General features: G+C 61.0%; 16 protein-coding genes. 5 read left to right on the top strand and 11 right to left on the bottom strand.

Going from position 1 to position 17,752, the window contains the following annotated elements; genetic code table 11:
• Positions 1-221: 221 nt before the first annotated feature.
• The gene (locus BM403_RS21350; protein ID WP_012724087.1) at positions 222-1,460 is read right to left on the bottom strand and encodes an MFS transporter; all 1,239 of its coding nucleotides are present in this window, start codon (positions 1,458-1,460) and stop codon (positions 222-224) included.
• 155 nt (positions 1,461-1,615) lie between these two features.
• Between BM403_RS21350 and BM403_RS21345 the strand changes: the two genes are divergently transcribed.
• On the top strand, positions 1,616-2,425 hold the full coding sequence (locus BM403_RS21345; RefSeq protein WP_093544637.1) for a class I SAM-dependent methyltransferase: 810 nt from the start codon (positions 1,616-1,618) through the stop codon (positions 2,423-2,425).
• 147 nt (positions 2,426-2,572) lie between these two features.
• Here the strand turns inward: BM403_RS21345 and BM403_RS21340 are convergent, their stop codons facing one another.
• The gene (locus BM403_RS21340; RefSeq protein WP_046034231.1) at positions 2,573-2,959 is read right to left on the bottom strand and encodes a TIGR03067 domain-containing protein; all 387 of its coding nucleotides are present in this window, start codon (positions 2,957-2,959) and stop codon (positions 2,573-2,575) included.
• A 321-nt stretch (positions 2,960-3,280) separates the two neighbouring features.
• Here BM403_RS21340 and lpxO point away from each other — a divergent pair, with 321 nt between their 5' ends.
• Positions 3,281-4,180, top strand: a complete 900-nt coding sequence (gene lpxO / locus BM403_RS21335) for a lipid A hydroxylase LpxO (RefSeq protein ID WP_046034230.1) — start codon at positions 3,281-3,283, stop codon at positions 4,178-4,180.
• Between the two features lie 19 nt (positions 4,181-4,199).
• Here the strand turns inward: lpxO and ligD are convergent, their stop codons facing one another.
• Both ligD and BM403_RS21325 read right to left on the bottom strand, forming a co-directional pair.
• Positions 4,200-6,704, bottom strand: coding sequence for a DNA ligase D (ligD, locus tag BM403_RS21330; protein WP_093544634.1), 2,505 nt, complete (start codon positions 6,702-6,704; stop codon positions 4,200-4,202).
• 3 nt (positions 6,705-6,707) lie between these two features.
• Entirely contained in the window at positions 6,708-7,541 is an 834-nt protein-coding gene (locus BM403_RS21325) for a non-homologous end joining protein Ku (protein ID WP_093544631.1), read from the bottom strand.
• A 183-nt stretch (positions 7,542-7,724) separates the two neighbouring features.
• Between BM403_RS21325 and BM403_RS21320 the strand changes: the two genes are divergently transcribed.
• Entirely contained in the window at positions 7,725-8,039 is a 315-nt protein-coding gene (locus tag BM403_RS21320) for a hypothetical protein (RefSeq protein WP_046034227.1), read from the top strand.
• Positions 8,040-8,051: 12 nt separating this feature from the next.
• Positions 8,052-9,209, top strand: coding sequence for a PQQ-dependent sugar dehydrogenase (locus tag BM403_RS21315; protein WP_093544628.1), 1,158 nt, complete (start codon positions 8,052-8,054; stop codon positions 9,207-9,209).
• Between the two features lie 68 nt (positions 9,210-9,277).
• On the opposite strand, the gene BM403_RS21310 is transcribed toward BM403_RS21315, so the two are convergent.
• Together BM403_RS21310 and BM403_RS21305 are read right to left on the bottom strand one after the other, a co-directional pair.
• Entirely contained in the window at positions 9,278-9,757 is a 480-nt protein-coding gene (locus BM403_RS21310) for a nuclear transport factor 2 family protein (RefSeq protein WP_012724096.1), read from the bottom strand.
• Between the two features lie 56 nt (positions 9,758-9,813).
• The gene (locus BM403_RS21305; RefSeq protein ID WP_012724097.1) at positions 9,814-10,377 is read right to left on the bottom strand and encodes a TetR/AcrR family transcriptional regulator; all 564 of its coding nucleotides are present in this window, start codon (positions 10,375-10,377) and stop codon (positions 9,814-9,816) included.
• A 123-nt stretch (positions 10,378-10,500) separates the two neighbouring features.
• Between BM403_RS21305 and pssA the strand changes: the two genes are divergently transcribed.
• Positions 10,501-11,844 carry a CDP-diacylglycerol--serine O-phosphatidyltransferase gene (gene pssA / locus BM403_RS21300; protein WP_046034224.1) on the top strand — a complete coding sequence of 448 codons (1,344 nt, stop codon included), beginning with the start codon at positions 10,501-10,503 and terminating at the stop codon, positions 11,842-11,844.
• Between the two features lie 62 nt (positions 11,845-11,906).
• Here the strand turns inward: pssA and efeO (BM403_RS21295) are convergent, their stop codons facing one another.
• The 5 genes from efeO (BM403_RS21295) to BM403_RS21275 all read right to left on the bottom strand — a co-directional run bounded on the left by efeO (BM403_RS21295) (position 11,907) and on the right by BM403_RS21275 (position 17,639).
• Positions 11,907-12,725 (bottom strand): iron uptake system protein EfeO, encoded by an 819-nt coding sequence (efeO, locus tag BM403_RS21295; protein ID WP_093544625.1) that lies wholly within the window; start codon positions 12,723-12,725, stop codon positions 11,907-11,909.
• Between the two features lie 27 nt (positions 12,726-12,752).
• Positions 12,753-14,057 (bottom strand): iron uptake transporter deferrochelatase/peroxidase subunit, encoded by a 1,305-nt coding sequence (gene efeB / locus BM403_RS21290; protein WP_093544680.1) that lies wholly within the window; start codon positions 14,055-14,057, stop codon positions 12,753-12,755.
• A gap of 14 nt (positions 14,058-14,071) precedes the next feature.
• The gene (gene efeO, locus BM403_RS21285; RefSeq protein WP_093544622.1) at positions 14,072-15,274 is read right to left on the bottom strand and encodes an iron uptake system protein EfeO; all 1,203 of its coding nucleotides are present in this window, start codon (positions 15,272-15,274) and stop codon (positions 14,072-14,074) included.
• Positions 15,275-15,284: 10 nt separating this feature from the next.
• Entirely contained in the window at positions 15,285-16,130 is an 846-nt protein-coding gene (efeU, locus tag BM403_RS21280) for an iron uptake transporter permease EfeU (RefSeq protein WP_046034221.1), read from the bottom strand.
• Between the two features lie 114 nt (positions 16,131-16,244).
• A complete protein-coding gene (locus tag BM403_RS21275) occupies positions 16,245-17,639 on the bottom strand; it encodes a J domain-containing protein (protein WP_093544620.1) in 1,395 nt (464 codons plus the stop codon).
• Positions 17,640-17,752 lie beyond the last annotated feature (113 nt).

Below are 17,752 nucleotides of genomic sequence, written 5' to 3'. Positions count from 1 at the left end.
TTGGCCCAGTAAACACTGATCAGCAGTAATCACAAGAATGCGTTTCATACCGCATGGTGATGTTAGCTGTGGAGATCAATTACTTTACCTATCAATGGGTTGCGAGCGTGACGGCAGGAGCCTTCAGGCATGCGTCAACAGCGACATCAAGGCGCGAAACCCGGTCGCTGAGCAGAAAATTTGGGATGTGTGTTGGAATTTGGCGCGCATTGTCGCATATGTCAGGCGACAGTTGTATGTCGAGCGAAGGAAGGTTTCTCCAACGTCTCCGGCATCGCCAGCCATAACAGCGCCAAGGCCAGCGCTGCTACGCCGGCCAGGGTCAGGAATGCCGCGTTGTAGCCGGCCTCTTGCACCACAAAACCTGCCAGGCTGCTGCTCAGCGCCGCGCCCAGGCCAAAGACGGTAGAGAGGGCGCCCAGGCTGACGTTGAACCGGCCGGTGCCCTGGGTCAGGTCCTTGACGATTACCGGGAACAACGCGCCGAAGATGCCTGCGCCGATGCCGTCGAGCATTTGCACGGCCACCAGCCAGTAAGGGTCGCTGGACAGGGTGTAGAGCACGCCGCGCAGCGGCAGGATCATGAAACCGGCCATCAGCAACGGCTTACGACCCCAGATGTCGGCCTTCAACCCAACCAGCCATGCCATCGGCACCATCACGAGTTGCGCGGCGACGATGCACGCCGACGTCAGCGGGGTGGCCATGTGCAGGTTGATCTGCGCCAGCTTTTGGCTGACCAGCGGCAGCATCGCCGCATTGGCCAGATGGAACAGCGCGCAGCAGATGGCGAACAACAACAGCGGGCGGTTCGCCAGCAATACCTTCATGCCGGACGGTTGCTCATGATCGGTGTGATGCGCCGGGTCGAAGCCTCGGGCGACGTCGTGGTCGATCGCCTCGGCCGACACGCAACTGATCGCGACGATACTGGCCACCGCCATAAAGGCCATCAGGTAGAACACCACCACCGGCCCGAACAGGTAGGCCAGGCCGCCGGCTAACAACGCGGCCACGGCATTGCCGGCGTGGTTGAAGGTTTCATTGCGCCCTGTGCGGCGGGTGAACGCGCGGGGGCCGGTGATGCCCAGGGAGATCGCGCTGATCGCTGGGGCAAACACGGACGCGGCAACGGCGCTGGCAGCCTGGGTAAGGGCGACCAGGCTGAAAGAACTGACAAAGGGCAGCAGCAGGCAACTGGCGGTGACCACAATGGCGGCCAGCGCAATGACCGCGCGCTTGCTGCGGGTACGGTCGATCAACGCACCCGCCGGCCCCTGGGTGAGCAGCGCGGCGATACCCGCCAGGGTCATGACCACGCCGATACTGGCCGGGTCCCATTTGTGCACGGCCAGCAAGTAGATGGCGAGGTAGGGACCGAGTCCGTCGCGCACATCCGCCAGGAAGAAGTTCAGGCTGTCCAGGGACAGGGTATTACGCAGGTCGGAATGTTTGGCCACGGCAAGAACTTCTGAGGCGGCGTTCAGGGGTTGAACACTCACAGCGTAAATGACCTACAGGCGTGGCGTTAAGTTTCGCCCGTTTCTCGGGGTTTTAATCCGCAGGCACTTGGCTTATTTTCAGAGCCCCACTCAATGGATTATCTGGAGACGCAATGGACATGCCCTCACCTCAACAGGCGGTCGCCTGCAACAAGGACGCCTGGGACCAATCTGCCAGCCTGCACAAAACCACCGACACTTGGAACGCGCTGCTCAGCGGTGTCGGCAAGCCTGGTTTTTCATGTCTGGACCCGACCATCACCGGCGTGCTGCAAGACGTAGGCGTGGCCGGCAAAGACGTGGTGCAACTGTGTTGTAACAATGGTCGCGAGAGCCTCTCGTTGTTCAGCCTGGGCGCGCGCTCGGTCGTGGGCGTGGACCAATCGCCGGCGTTTCTGCAGCAGGCCCGTGAACTGGCGGGTGTCTCGCCGCACAACCCTGAGTTCGTGGAAAGTGATATTCATCAGCTGCCGCACGCGTTGCACGAGCGTTTCGATATCGCCTTGGTGACCATCGGTGTGCTGGGCTGGATGCCGGACGTGGCGCTGTTCATGCACCACGTTGCCAGCACCCTGAAACCCGGCGGCACGCTGGTGATGTACGAAACCCATCCGTTCCTGGAGGTGTTCGATCCTCGCGCGCAAAACCCATTCCTGCCGGCCAGCTCCTACTTCCAGCGCGAGCCCTTTGTGCTGCAGGAGTCAATTGTTTATGAAGGCCAGGGCGACGCCGGGCCCACCTCTTATTGGTATGTGCATACCTTGGGCGACCTGGTAAACGCCGCGATCTGCGCGGGCTTGCAGATCAGCCACCTGGAGGAATATGCCCATTCCAACCGCGAAGAGCTTTACGACCAGTACGAAGACCAGCCTGCGCAATTGCCGATGTGCTTTACCTTGACGGCCATCAAGCGTGCTGATTGAGGCGTCATTCCACAGGCAAAAAAAAGCCCACGAAAAGACGCGGGCTAAGGGATTCACTGGAGATTCACTGGAGTAGGTAGGCTTCACCCTATAGACCCGAAAGTGAAGGCCCTGTGAAAATACTGTCACAGGTTCGTAAGGCGTCGTTCAGGAGCGCCGCACGAACGTGCGCATGGTTTGACCTGGGCCAGTACTGAATACGATTGGCCTGGGCATACTTTCATCGGCTGCAATGAACACAAACTCATCCCCTTCGAGGCGATAACTGGCAGGCAAGTGTTTGCCGGCGTCATCCCCTATGGAGTCGACCCAGGTAATGCCCTTGGGAACGGTGCTGCTGTCCAGGAAAAACCGGCCAGCCAGCAACACCTCGCCACTGACGGTTTTCACTTCGAAGCGGTCGCCGCTAATCGTGGTGATTGCGCCGGGGGCGCTGTGCGCGTCGACGGGATTAAGCACGCCACTGTCTTCGAGTGAAGTTTGCTCCCAGGCACCTTGGAGGGCTTGAAGGTCTGGGTCGGAAATGGATGACATACAAATTCCTTTTTGCTGAGGGGGAAATCGTCGTCTCTGACGATTAGGCCTGGCTTTTTATCACTTGAAGCCTCGCGACGTATAGTCATTGGTTGGTGTCTCCCGACACGCTCGCTCAACACATTCAGAAGACAGCTTTTCACAATTCTTAGTTAACTTTTGGTTACAAACTGTGGCTAAATAACTGCCAATGGCAACGCACCGATCTCTCAGACGGTGGTGCCGATTGTGTGAATTGTGATTTCAGGTGCTGCTATCCATCCTCGGCCGTCGTGGGCACGCAGGAGCAGCCTGTTCTCTTCTGACGTGTGACGAAATCCCTTGAAGCTCATCATTGTTGTTCTTTACGTTGCCTCGATTGCGTATGTCCACCTGCGTGGCCGGGTGCGACACAAGCTGGGCCGCCAGCTCAGTGATCATTCGACCTTTCTCGCCCCGATCAACTGTTTTCTCTATCTCTTCTCCAAGCTGCCCAGCCGGCCCTACCTGTCGCCCAGCGATTTTCCCGACCTGAGCCCGCTCCAGGAACACTGGGAAGAAATCCGCCAGGAAGGCCAGAACCTGATGCGCGCCGGGGAAATCAAGCGTTCGGACCAATACAACGACGTCGGCTTCAATTCGTTCTTCAAGTCGGGTTGGAAACGCTTTTACCTGAAATGGTATGGCGACAGCCATCCGTCGGCGATGAAGCTGTGCCCGCGCACCACGGCGTTGGTCCAGAGCATCGGCTCGATCAAGGCCGCGATGTTTGCCGAGCTGCCGCCGGGCTCAAAATTGGTACGCCACCGTGATCCGTATGCCGGCTCGTATCGCTATCACTTGGGCCTGGATACGCCGAATGACCCAGGTTGCTACATCAACGTGGATGGCGAAAGCTACTCCTGGCGTGATGGCGAGCCGGTGATGTTCGACGAGACTTATATCCACTACGCGGAAAACACCACACAGCAGAACCGCATCATCCTGTTCTGCGACATTGAGCGTCCGATGAAGTACCGCTGGGCGGCGGCTTTCAATCGCTGGTTCAGCCGTACCGTCATGGCCGCTGCGGGTTCGCCCAATGATGACGGTGACAAGACCGGTGGGCTCAACCGCGCGTTCACGCGGCTGTACAAGATCCGTCTGCGTGGTAAAGAGCTGAAAAAGCGCAACCGTACCCGTTATTACCTGGAAAAGTGGGCGATCTTCGCTGGTTTGGCAGCGATCTTCCTACTGATCTGATCGTCACGTTGGGCGCCATTCACACCGGCGGACGGGCGCCCAATTTGTCCCACATCTTCTTGCTGAGTTTCTGTCGGTTGGCGTACCCGGCCCAGGGATCAGCCTTCAAGCCGTTCAACCGCTGCTGCACATTGGCGACAGTCCATTGCTGCGCACTGCGTAAACCCTTCAACTCCTCACGGCTGATCGGCACCGACACCGGCAGGCCTGGGCGTGCCCGCACGGAGTAGGCCGCCACGGTGCTGGCGCCTCGCGCGTTGCGCAGGTAGTCGATAAAGATCTTGCCGACGCGGTTTTTGGGCCCTGACGTCGCGGTAAAACGCTCGGGCAGTTGCTCGGTCATGAACTGGGCGATGGCCTTGGCGAACGCCTTGACGGTGTCCCAACCGTCGCGGCGCGCCAGTGGCACGACCAGGTGCAGTCCCTTGCCTCCGCTGGTCTTGACGAACGCTTGCAGCCCCAGTTCATCCAGCACCGACAGGGTCAGTTGCGCCGCTTCCAGCATGGCTTTCCAGGGCAGCGCCGGGTCCGGGTCGAGATCGAGCACAAACAGGTCGGGGGTTTCGATCTTGTCTGAGGTGGCGCCCCAGGTGTGAAATTCTACGGCACCCATTTGTACGGCACCGATCAACGCGCGGGTGCTGTCGATTTCCATCAGGCGCGCATGCCCTGGGTCGAGTGCCTGATCCAGGTGCTTGATGTTGGGAATGGCTAGGCGCTCTGAATGTTTCTGGAAGAATGGCTCGCCTTCGATGCCTTCAGGCGCTCGCAGCAATGAAACAGGGCGGTGGCGCAGGAAGGGCAGGATCCACTGGCTGATGCTGTCGTAGAACTGTGCCAGTTGCTGCTTCCGGGTGCCGCTTTGCGGGTCGATCACCCGGTCGGGGTGGGTGATCGTTACCGCAGCGCTGGTTTTTTTCGCGGGTTTCATGGCGTTGGCCGTTCGTGGTAGCTCGTGAATGATCTCGGCGGCCGGTTTGTCGCTGCGCAGCCCCACGAATGCCGCCTGGCGGACCACACCTTCCCGGGTCCATTCGGCGAATTGCACCTCGCCAACCAACGTCGGCTCCACCCAGTGCACGCCACGGGCCTGGGCGCTGCTCAGCGGCTTTTCCAGCGGCGATGCCTTGCATTCCAGGGGCTTGAGTTGCGCGTAAATCGCTTTCAGTGCCGCGTGATCAAAGCCTGTGCCCACACGCCCGGCATACACCAGCCCGGCATCGTCATTCACCGCCAGCAACAGCGCGCCGAAACCACTGCGTGAACCCTGTGGCCGGGTGTAGCCGACGATCACGAATTCCTGGCGCAGGCGGCATTTGAGCTTGATCCAATCGGCACTGCGACTCGACACATAGGGGCTGCCCAGGCGCTTACCGATTACGCCTTCCAGGGCGAGGTCACAGGCACTTTCGAAGATATCGCGAGGGTGGGCGGTGAAGGCTTCGGAGAACCGCAGCAACTTGCTTCTGCTTGCGGCCAGCGCGTCCTTGAGCGCGGCGCGGCGTGCCTCGACAGGCGCCTGGCGTTGATCCTGGCCGTTGAAGAACGGCGCATCGAACAGGTAGTAGACAATGTCCAGGCTGCGGCCGATATCGAAGGCGTTTTGCAGCGCCTGGAAGTCCGGCAGGCCGTCGCCGTTCAGGCTGACCACCTCGCCGTCGAGCCAGCTGTCCTTGAGCTTGAGGGTCTGCAGGGCCTTGACCTGGCGCGGCAGGCGTTCGGTCCAGTCATGGCCGTTGCGGGTGAACAGGCGTACCTCGCCGTCGCGAATGCGCGTGAGCATGCGGTAACCGTCGAACTTGATTTCGTACTGCCAGTCGCCTTCGGGGGCGCGGTCGACCAGCGTGGCCAATTGTGGGTTGAATTGTTCGGGGAGGGCGGTTGCCGCTGCTTGTTGTCGCGTGGCTTTGGTGCTGGGCTTGGCGTTGGATTTAACGTTGAATTTAACGTTGGATTTACCTGCCGAGGCGTCGCTGACCACGCTGTCCGGTTGAGCCTGAACGATGTCGTAGTCGTCTGCCGGGCGCGCCTGCGCGTCCTTTTCCTTGATCAACAGCCATTGTTCCTTGTCGCCGCTGCCCTTCAGGCGGGTGCGCACCAGCGCCCAGTCGCCGGAGAGTTTCTCGCCGACCAGGGTAAATGTGAGCTTGCCGGCGGCGTAGGCCTTACGCGGGTCATCATGGGGCTGCCAGATGCCGCGGTCCCACACAATGACGTCGCCGGCGCCGTATTGGCCGGCGGGAATACTGCCTTCGAAGCTGCCATAGCTGAGGGGGTGATCTTCCACGTGGACGGCCAGGCGCTTTTGGCTCGGGTCCAGGCTCGGGCCCTTGGGCACCGCCCAACTGAGCAGCACGCCGTCGAGTTCCAGGCGAAAGTCATAGTGCAGGTTGCGCGCGTCATGTTTCTGGATCACAAAAGACAGCGCCGACGCGTTGCGTTTGCCGGCAGGTGCACGGCCTGCCGGTTCGCCGGTAACGCCGAAGTCTCGCTTACGGTTGTACTCGCTGAGGGGCTTTGGCATGGGTCATGAGGCCTTGGTGGATTTCTTCGCCGCCAGCTTCTTGGCGGGCTTGCCGGCCAGGCTGCGCTTGAGCAGTTCCGTCAGGTCGATCACGTCGGCGGACTTGCGCGCTTCGCTGTCCTGGCTGGTTTCCACGTCTTCGATCTTGCCGGCCTTGGCCTTCTTGGCCACCAGCGCCATGATTTTTTCCTGGAAACTGTCACGGTAGTCATCCGGCTGCCAGTCGGCGCTCATGTCTTCTACCAGGCGCTTGGCCATGTCCAGTTCGCCCTTGGCTAGGCTGGGTTTGGTCACGTCGCTGTCCAGTTCCAGGTCGTCCAGGCTGCGGACTTCGGCGGGCCAGCGCAGCATCACCAACACCAGCGCCGATTCCAGTGGCATCAAGGCCGCCAGATGCTGCTTGGTGTGCAGCACCACATTGGCCAGCGCAACTTTGCCGGTTTTTTTAAGGGTTTCCCTTAGCAGCGCGTAGACCTTGCCGCCCCGTTTATCCGGCGCGAGGAAGTAGGGGGTGTCGATGTTCTGCAACGGGATCTGGTCACTGGCGACAAACGCGATGATTTCGATGGTCTGGGTCGACTTGGGGTGGGCCGAGCGGATTTCCTCTTCGCTGAGCACCACATAGCGGCCTTTTTCGAACGCAACGCCTTTGACGATGTTCTCTTTCGTCACCTCTTTACCGGTGGTCTTGTTGATGCGCTTGTAGCCCACCGGGTCCATGCTGCGCTTGTCGAGCCAGTCAAAGTCCACGCCCTGTGATGACGTGGCCGAGACCAGCGAGACCGGGATATGCACCAGGCCAAAGCTGATGGCGCCTTTCCAGATTGCCCGTGGCATAGGTGCGATTCCTTAAGTAGAGGCTGTGTTCTGGTGACTCGGACGCTGTACGAAAAGTTTCCACCGACAGATGCGCGGACAGATCGTGTTACACCTGATGAGAAACTATTTAGTGTCGAAAGCCGAACCCTAGGCGTAGCGTGTTATCGAAAGCAGGTAATCCTCGCCCTGAGAGGTTTGGTCATGAATAGCGGTATGCGTCACGTTGCAGCGCTGCTGGTGGGCTTGGCCCTTGCGCCTTTGGCGCATGCGCAAAACCTGCCCGGCAACAACAACGCCAACAACGGCCCGATCCACCGGGCCAACCCCAATAGCATGCAGGGCACTCAGCCCAATGCGCCGGCCATTCGCGGTATCCAAACCGGGCCGACCACGCGCACGCCGACCCTGGAGAACGGCGGTATCGGCAACCGTTACCCGCAACGCGATGCCGCCCCCAGCCGTCCGACCACCGAAACCAAAGCCCCCACCTATGATGCCAACGGCAATCGCCGGTAAGGATTCAGCCTTATGTTTCTACGCAAAACCCTTCTAGCCGCCCTTTGTGCAACCACGTTGCTGCCGTTGACCACGGTTTTCGCCGCCGACGCCCAGCAGTTTCCCAGCGAACAAGGCAGCATTACCGCCACCCCTATCGCCAAAGGCTTGGATCACCCGTGGGCCGTGGCCTTTCTGCCGGACAAGCAAGGCTTCCTGGTTACCGAACGTCCTGGCCACCTGCGTTTTGTCAGCCCGGACGGCAAGCTCTCCGCGCCGCTGAAAGGCGTGCCTGAAGTGTGGGCCAAAGGGCAGGGCGGCCTGTTGGACGTGGTGCTGTCGCCCGACTTCAAGCAGGACCGCATGGTCTACCTGTCCTACGCCGAAGGCGGCGGCAAGGGCGGTACGGCCGGCACTGCGGTGGGCCGTGGTCGCCTGGCGGCTGATCTCAGTGGCTTGACCGACTTCACCGTCATCCTGCGCCAGGAGCCGAAGCTGTCCACCGGCAATCACTTCGGTTCACGCCTGGCCTTTGACCGTGATGGCTACCTGTTCGTGACGCTGGGGGAAAACAACGATCGCCCGACCGCCCAGGACCTGGACAAATTGCAAGGCAAGGTCGTGCGCATCTATCCGGACGGCCGCGTGCCGGACGACAACCCCTTTGTCGGTCAAGAAGGCGTGCGCCCGGAGATCTGGTCCTACGGCCAGCGCAACCCTCAGGGGCTGGCGTTGAACCCCTGGAGTGGCACGATCTGGGAAAACGAACACGGCCCGCGTGGCGGTGATGAGATCAACATCATCGAGCGGGGCAAGAACTACGGTTGGCCGCTGGCAACCCACGGCATCAATTATTCGCTGACACCGATTCCCGAAGCCAAGGGCAAGACGCTGGAAGGCACAGTGCCGCCGCATCACGTCTGGGAAAAATCACCGGGTATCAGCGGTATGGCGTTTTATGATGCGGATCGCTTCAAGCCCTGGCAGCACAACGTGTTTATCGGTGCGCTGGTCGACCAGGAGTTGATCCGCTTGCAGTTTGATGGCGACAAGGTGATTCACGAAGAGCGCTTGCTGGGAGGCTTGAAAGCGCGGATCCGCGATGTGCGGCAGGGGCCGGATGGGTTCTTGTATGTGCTGACGGATGCGGATGATGGGGTGCTGTATCGGGTAGGGCTGAATCAGGACTGAAGTGCCGTAGCCGCGTGTGAGGGGGCAAGTCGAATCGTCGCACCGCCCCCTCACACATTTGCCAGGTCTTAAAGCCCCAGATCAGAAAGCCCCGGATGATCATCCGGGCGCCGCCCCAGCGGCCAGTGGAACTTGCGTTCGCTTTCCTTGATCGGCAGGTCGTTGATGCAGGCAAAACGATTAGCCATCAGGCCGTTTTCGTCGAACTCCCAGTTCTCGTTGCCATAGGAACGGAACCAGTTGCCGGAATCGTCGTGCCATTCATAGGCATAACGCACCGCGATGCGGTTGTCGGTAAACGCCCACAGCTCTTTGATCAACCGATAATCCAGCTCCTTGGCCCATTTGCGGGTCAGGAAGCCCTTGGCGTCTTCGCGGTTGTAGGCAAATTCGGCGCGGTTACGCCAGTGGGTGTCGAGGGTGTAGGCCAGGGATACGCGGTGCGGGTCGCGGGAATTCCAGCCGTCTTCGGCCAGACGGACTTTTTCGATAGCCGACTCGCGCGTGAACGGCGGCAGCGGCGGGCGTGTTTCTGCGGCGGATGACATGGGCATTTTCCTCAAGACAATAAGGTTTCAGTCGAAAGTTGCGCTGACCTGTGCGTTCACAGTCCCAATAACGTTCGCGCCATGCATTGCGCATTATCGGCAGCTGTTGAATCACCCATCACCAGGGCAACGGTGATGGCGCCATCGATCAGGATCAGCAGTTGCGCGGCCTGCTGTGCCGGGTCGGGGGTGCCATGTGCTTGACAGAGTTCAAGTGCGTACTCGAACAGTTTCTGTTTGTGGGCCTTGGCCAGCAGGCGCACCGGGTCGTGCGGGTTGCCGGTTTCGCCGCTGGTGTTGATAAACGCACAGCCGCGGAAATCCGCTGTGTCGAACCAGGCCTTGAGCGCGCTGAACACCGCGAGCAGCCGTTCACCCGTGCCTTCGCTGCGTTCCACTTCGTCGCGCAGCCACTGCATCCAGCGCTCGTCACGACGTTGCAGGGCGGCAATCACCAATTCGTCTTTGTTGGCGAAGTAGCGGTAAACGCTTTTTCTCGAGACGCCGGCGGTTTTCACCAGGAAGTCCATGCCCGTGGCGGCGATGCCATGGCGATAGATCAACTTTTCGGCCACGTCGAGGATGATGTCGCGGGTTTCATTACCGGTCATATCGTTCATGTTGCAAACAGTAGAACGATCGTTCTTCTTGGTCAATAAATTTTTACATGCCGCGCAGCAAGACCTGAGCACCCCCATGGTGTAAGCTCGGGGACTCTTCGGATTCGACCCATTGCGAGCCTTATGCCGTCGTTCTTCAAACGCTCCCTGTTGCCCAAACTGCGCGGTTTCCCCCTCACTCCCGATGCCCTTGAGGTGCTGTCCGGCGCCGACGCGTACCGCCGTTGCCTGCTGGAAAAAATCGCCCAGGCCACGCGGCGTATCTACATCGTCGCGCTGTATCTGCAGCAGGACGAAGCGGGGCAGGAGATCTACGATGCCCTGCACGCGGCCAAGGCTGCGCGGCCGGAGTTGGAGATCGTGGTGGTGGTCGACTGGCTGCGCGCCCAGCGTGGCTTGATCGGTGCCGGTAAACAGCCGGGCAACAGCGCCTGGTACCAGGCCATGACCCAAAGCCACAGCAGCGACGTGCCGGTGTATGGCGTGCCGGTGCAAACCCGCGAGCTGTTCGGCGTGCTGCACCTCAAGGGCTTCGTGATCGACGACAGCGTGCTGTACAGCGGGGCGAGCCTGAACAACGTGTACTTGCACAAGTTCGACAAGTACCGTTTCGACCGCTACCACCTGATCCACAGCAAGCCCCTGGCGGACTCGATGCAACACCTGGTGGAACACGGGCTGATCGCCTCCAAGGCGGTTAATCGCCTGGACCTGCCCAACCCACCCACCACGCGCAGCTTGCGCAATGATATTGGCGACTTGCGCAGCCGCCTGAAACACGCGACCTATGACACCACGACGGGGCAGTTGCCCAATGGTCACCTGTCGGTCAGCCCGTTGCTCGGGGTGGGCAAGAACAACCCGCTGAACCGGGTGATCCTCGAACTGATCGCCAGCGCCCAGCAGCAACTGACCATCTGCACGCCGTACTTCAACCTGCCGCTGCCGGTGACCCGCGAGATCAACCGTGCCCTGGCGCGTGGAGTGAAGATCGACATCGTCGTCGGCGACAAGACCGCCAACGACTTCTACATCCCGCCGAGCGAGCCATTCAAGGTCATTGCCGCGCTGCCGTACCTGTACGAAATCAGCCTGCGCCGCTTCGCCAAACGCCATCAGCCGATGATCGACAGTGGCCAACTGAACCTGCACCTGTGGCGCGACGGCGACAACACCTACCACCTCAAGGGGATGTGGGTCGACCAGCGCTACACCTTGCTCACCGGTAACAACCTCAACCCGCGCGCGTTCCGTCTCGACTTGGAAAACGCCTTGTTGATCGATGACCCCCAAGGCCAGTGGCTGGCGCCGCGGCGCACCGAGCTGGCGCAGATTTTCCAGCACACCACGCGCATCGAGCGTTATCAGGATTTGCAAACGCTGCCGGACTATCCCGAAGCGGTCGGCAAGTTCCTGCGTCGGGTCAGCCGCGTGCGCATCGAGCGGTTGCTGTACCGGATCCTGTAAACCGGCAGGCAAAAAAAAGACCCAGCCCCTTCAACAGGGCTGGGTCTTTTTTTGTGCGGCGTTTAGTTCAAGCCCAGCTTGCCACGCAAGGTGGACAGGTCTTCTGCCAGGGTATTGACCGGTCCCACCAGGGCCTTGCGGTCGTTTTCCTTGACCTTGTCGTAGGTCTCGAAGCCGCCGTCCTTGGTCTTGTACTTGGCCAGGATCTTGTCCACGCTGGCGAAGTTTTTGTCGACCTTGGCCAGGAAGGCCTTGTCTTGTTTCTCGATCTGCCCACGGAACAGGTCGACGATTTTCTTCGCGCCGTCGATGTTGCCCTGGAAGTCATACAGGTCGGTGTGGCTGTAGCGGTCTTCTTCGCCGGAGATCTTGGTGGCGGCGACTTCTTCCAACAGTGCTGCGGCGCCGCCCACGACTTTCTCCGGTGGGAAGGTCAGGCCGTCGACGCGGGTCTTGAGGTCGTTGACGTCGGTGTTGAGCTTGGCGGTGAGGGTTTCCAGGCCTTTGGTGGTGTTCTGTGAGAACAGCGCGTATTCGATGCGGTGGAAGCCGGTGAAGTCTTCGGCGGTCACGCCTTTTTCGTGGTCGTCGACGCGGGAGTCGATGGATGCATCGAGGTCGCTGAACAACTCGGCGATTGGCTCGATGGACTCATAGTGCACACGGGTCGGCGCGTAGAGTTTCTTGGCGGTGGCCAGGTCGCCTTTGTTGATGGCGTCGGTGAACGCTTGGGTCTGGGTGACCAGTTCACCGATTTCTTCGGTGACGTAGATTTTGTAGTCCGACACCGGCCCTACCAAATCCAGCGGCGCGGTAGCGGCGAAGGCTGCCAGCGGCGAAAGGGTCAGCAATAACGACAACGCGATAAACGACTTTTTCATGGGAGGGTTTCCGCTCTGGGGTTTGTTTTAGGTAGGGGCAGTGGTGTGAGGGTGCGTTGCAGCCAGCAGCGTGCGCCCGAGGAAATCCTTCGGTCCCGTGACCCCCGGTAAGGTGAAGAAATACCCGCCGCCGACCGGCTTGAGGTATTCCTCCAGGGGCTCGCCGTTGAGCCGGGTTTGCACGCTGATAAAGCCTTTCTCCAGGTCAGCCTGGTAGCAGATGAACAACAGCCCCATGTCCAGCTGACCGTTTTTGTTGACGCCATTGGAGTAGTTGAACGGCCGGCGCAGGATCAGGTTGGCCTGAGTCTGCGGGGTGCGCGGGTTGGCCAGGCGGATGTGGGCATCGAGCTTGGTCAACTTGCCTTCCGGGTCCTTGCTGTAGTCGGGCACCTGGCTTTCTTTGTCGCCGTCCATAGGCGCGCCGGTGGGCTTGATGCGGCCGATGATGCTTTCCTGCTCTTGCAGCGGGGTACGGTCCCAGCGCTCGACGAAATTGCGGATGATGCGCACGGCCTGATAGCTGCCGTTGGCCGCCCAGGCCGGTTCGTCGCTGCCAGGCTGCACCCATACAATCTGGTTCATCGCCTTGTCATCGTTGGAGTTCGGGTTGGCCGAACCGTCACGGAAACCGAGGAAGTTGCGTGCGCTCTGGGCCGGCTCACCAGGTTTGGCAGGCGCCTGGGGCGGTACGCTGCCTTCCTGTTTCCAGCGCACCAGCAGCAGGTCCGGCAGGTTCTTCACGATGTCGCGCAGGGCGTGGATATTGGTGTCCGTGGTGTTAGAGCTGAATTGCAGGCTCAGGTCGCCGTGGCACTGCGCCGGTTCGAGCGCATCGTTGGGGAAACCGACCATGCGGCTCAAGCGCTTGGGCTTGACCGCCGCGAGGCCGAAGCGCTCATCGAACAGTGATTCGCCGACGGACACGGTGATGGTCAGGTTGTCCGGTGTGACCACCGGGCCGAGGATCCCAGAGTCGGTGGGCGGCAGCTTCGGGTCGACTTGCGGCACGGTGCCGCCGGTCATCAGGAAGGCGATGCGTTCGTTCAAGGTGCGGAACAGGCGCTCCAGGTCTTCACGATCACTGGCCAGTACGTCGAACGCCACGAGCATGCCGCAGGCCGGGCGTGGGGTGACGATGCCGGTTTGGTGCGTGCCGAAAAAGTCGTGGTGGTCCTGGGTTTTATCACTGCGTGGCGCGGTGGTGACTTGCTCGGCGGCGGCGGCCATGGCTGGGCAGGTCAGGCTGCTGCCGGCTATGGCGGCGCCGGTGGCCGCCATGCCCAGGAGGACACGCCGGCGTTGGGGGTCAAACTGTGCTGAATCGCTCATGTATGCGGTCGTCTTCACTGCAGGCCGGAAAGGCCAAGGGCGGGGTCGATTCCATCGAGTGCAACGGCCAGAGCCTTGGCCTTGTCGGCGATCTGCTTGCGCTGATCGGCGGTAATGCTGTCGTAGGTGGCATAGCCCTTGTCGACCTTGAAGCCCTGGAGTTCGGCATCGAAGGCGGCGAGGGCGCTGTCGACCTTGGGCAACAGGTCGGCGGCAGATTTACTCAGCAGCGGTCGCATCAACTCGACGACCTTGTGGGCGGCCTCCAGGTTGGCGGCGAAGCCATTCAGGTCGACGTGGCTGTAGCGCTCCTCTTCACCGCTGATGGCACGTACATCGGCCAGGCTGTTGAGGTTGCGTACCACGATGCTCACCAGTTGCTCCGGCGGCAGCGACTGGGCCAGCAATTGTTGCTTGAGGGTGGTGACGTCGGTTACCAGGCGCTGCGCAATCGGCGCCAGGCCGTCGAGGCTGCGTTGCTGGAACAGGCTGTACTCCACGCGGTGGAAGCCACTGAAGGCCGGGTCCTGTTCGCGTTTTTCAAAGTAGTCGGCGCGGGCGTTGATCGCATTGTCCAGCTCCGCCAGGCGTTGAGACGCCGGGGCCAGTCGCTGGTAGGCCTCACGGGCGGGAACATAGAGCGCTTGAGCCTGGGCGAGGTCGCCGCTGTCGATGGCTTGCTGCAAGGCGGTCACCGCCTTGATCAGCGCGCTGCCCTGGCTGCTCAAGTACACGCGGAACTCCGACAGCGGGCCAATAAACGCCACCATCGACGGCTTGGCCTTGGCCTGTGCGTCGGATTCGGCGGTGGGCGTCACGTGCAAGGTGCCACGTGGATTGCTCAGCAGGCCGCAGGTGATTGCATAGTCGCCGGGCAACAGGTTGGCATTGATCACCTGGCTGAGGCCGGGGGCGATGTTTTCCCGTTCTTCGACCACCAGCACGCCGTCGAGGATTTCCCATTCCACCGCACGGTCGGAGCGGTTGATGATGCGGAAGCTGGCGCGGCCGGCCGGTACCGTCAGTTCATTCGGCTCACAGGCGTGGCCATGAATGGTCACGGCAATTTCATTGTGGTTGGTCTGGCGCTTGCTGGCCGCCAACTGTGAGGCGTAATAGAACAGGCCACCGGCGGCGATCATCACGACCACCGAGCCCGCCACGGCCCAGCGCAGGGCGCGGGGTGGCGAAGCCGGTTGAGGAGTTGGGTTGGACAAGGGACGGTCCTTACTGGCTGGAAACGGAAGAGGGCGCGGTGGCAGGCTTGGACGGCGCGGCGGGCAGGAAGAACATCACCAGGGCCACCACCAGGTAAATCAGGTAGGCGCCGAGGGTGCTGATGGTGGGGGCTTCCTGATAGCCGAACATGCCGGCAAGTACCGAGCCCAGCGGGCTGTCCATTGGCAGCGCGGCGCTGAAGTCGAACAGCACGGTCTGCAGGTGATTCCACACGCCGGCTTCGTGCAGCGCTTGCACTGAATTGGCGAGGATGCCGGCGGCCACCACCAGGATAAACAGGCCGGTCCAGCGGAAAAACGCACCGAGGTTCAGGCGCATGCTGCCGGTGTAGATCAGGAAACCCACGATGATCGCCAGGATCAGGCCGAGTAGGGCGCCAATCGGTGCGCCTGGGCCTTCGCTCTGCTGGAACACCGCCAGCAGGAAGAACACGGTTTCCAGGCCTTCACGGGCCACGGCGAAAAACACCATGAGAATCAGGGCGGTGACTTGATGCTTGGAGCCGGCCAGCGCGTGATCAAGGGATTCGTGCAGCGAGTGCTTGATGGAGCGCGCCACTTTGCGCATCCAGAACACCATGGAACTGAGGATGCCCACGGCGACCAGGCCGACGATGCCTTCGAACAGCTCCTGCTGCTTTTGCGGGAATTCGGCGCTGACCAGCTCCAGGCCGCCACCGACCAGGAGGGCCAGCGCAGCGGCGAGAAACACGCCGATCCACACGGCGGGCATCCACTGGCCCCGGCCGGTCTGCTGCAGGTAACTGGCGATAATGCCAACAATCAATGCGGCTTCAATGCCTTCGCGCAGCATGATGAGAAAAGGAACGAGCATTCGGCACCGCATCAGAATTAGATAGGATGCTAATTTGTAACATAATGATACTCATTACTAAGCAGGCAATCTTGACATTTGCTGAACCCTGGCTGAACAGCTGTTGAGGGCGTGTCAGCCACGCCTGCCGAACAACCGCTGTGCGAGACCCAGGCCCTGCAGCGTCGCCACGTAGCCGATAAAGGCGTAAAGGCCAAGGATGATCCAGATCAACGCACCCAACAGCCAGCACGGCAAAATCTCGCGGATGAACAAGGGCGAGGGTCGGCGAAAGCTCAGCCAGCGCGACAGCGGCGAGAGTCCGTCGTCGATTTCACCGTAGCCATCGGTGGCGGGACGCCAGATCGCCAGGATCAACAACGCCGGAATGGCAATCAGAAAGGCCCAGGTTGGCGCCATTCCGAGGGTTTCCATCAGGGTATGGTCGGTCACCTGTTGGTCGTGGATCGTCCAGCCAGCGGCCATGCCCAGTAAGGCTACGAACATCGGCCATGGACGGGTGATACGTTCCCTGTCGCGCCAGAAATACGGATCGCCGCCGGGCATCAGGGCGCAGAGTGACGGGTACTGGCTGAGGATGGTTTCGCTGAGCGTACGGCAGGCGTTCCAGTCGGACTCGCCAAAGCGCCGGGCGAAACGTTGCCGTTGCGCCAGTGGCATGTCGCCAAACAGCAATTTGGCTGCGCGACACTCCGCATCGCGCGAGTCCAGGCTGGCCTGCGCGAGTGTATGTGCCTTGAAACGCTCCAGCGCATTGCGCGCCTGGAGCTGCGACCATTCAGGCTCGGGGCAGGGGTTTTCCAAGTCCTTATCGGACCAGGCTTGCTGGGCGCACAAGGTGTCGAACAGGTCCTCGGACCAGCATCGGCTCGCCAGTAGGGTACGGGCCAGCAGGTCGTTGATCCGCGCGTGGCGAGGCAGCGGCGTGAGCCATTCAGTGTGGTTCAGTTCGCTCAATGCGGCTTTGAAGGCTTCGACCTGTTGTTGATCGAGTAGCCCGACCAAGCGCTGTTCGACGTGCGCAAACATCCGTTCCAGCAGCGCATCAAGGCGGTATGCGGGCAAGCGCGCGGGGGCTTCGCGTAACCAGGGGGTTAGCCAATGCAGGTGGGTGACGGCCCACTCGCTGATGGCGGGGTCTGTCGACGTCAGGCAGCGCTGCAACAGCAGGGCCTCAAAGGCGTCGGCGCACTCACTCTCCCTGGCTTGCTGATAGAGGTGACGCAGATCACTGGGAGTGGCCTGCGCCACCAAGGCTCGGGCCTGTTCGACACGCGTGTCCGGTTCGGCCGGGGCAGGTTGCACGCTGTCGACGGGCACCGGCTGCGGTGTGTCAGCGGGCGCCTCGAAACGGCTCCACTCGAGGGCATGCTCATACGCCTCGCGCAAGCGCTGGAAGCCGCTGGGGTCCTCATCCGGACGATGCTGCTTGAGCAAGACGGCGTACTGACGCTTGATTGTGCGAGTGTCAGCGTCATGCGGTAGCCCAAGTACTTCCCAACAACTCATCAGTGCAACTTCCTGTCAGTAAAAATCCCGGCGCAGAATACCCGAGACCGGTTGCGCGGCGCCTACTCTTTTGTCGCGTGACTGCCTAAGATGGCGGCATTTCACGCCACCCA

The organism is Pseudomonas sp. OV546 (assembly GCF_900116845.1).
Taxonomy (GTDB): Bacteria; Pseudomonadota; Gammaproteobacteria; order Pseudomonadales; family Pseudomonadaceae; genus Aquipseudomonas; species Aquipseudomonas petroselini.
The sequence above is the reverse complement of the archived record's forward strand: the minus strand, read 5'-3'. Positions and strand labels throughout refer to the sequence as shown.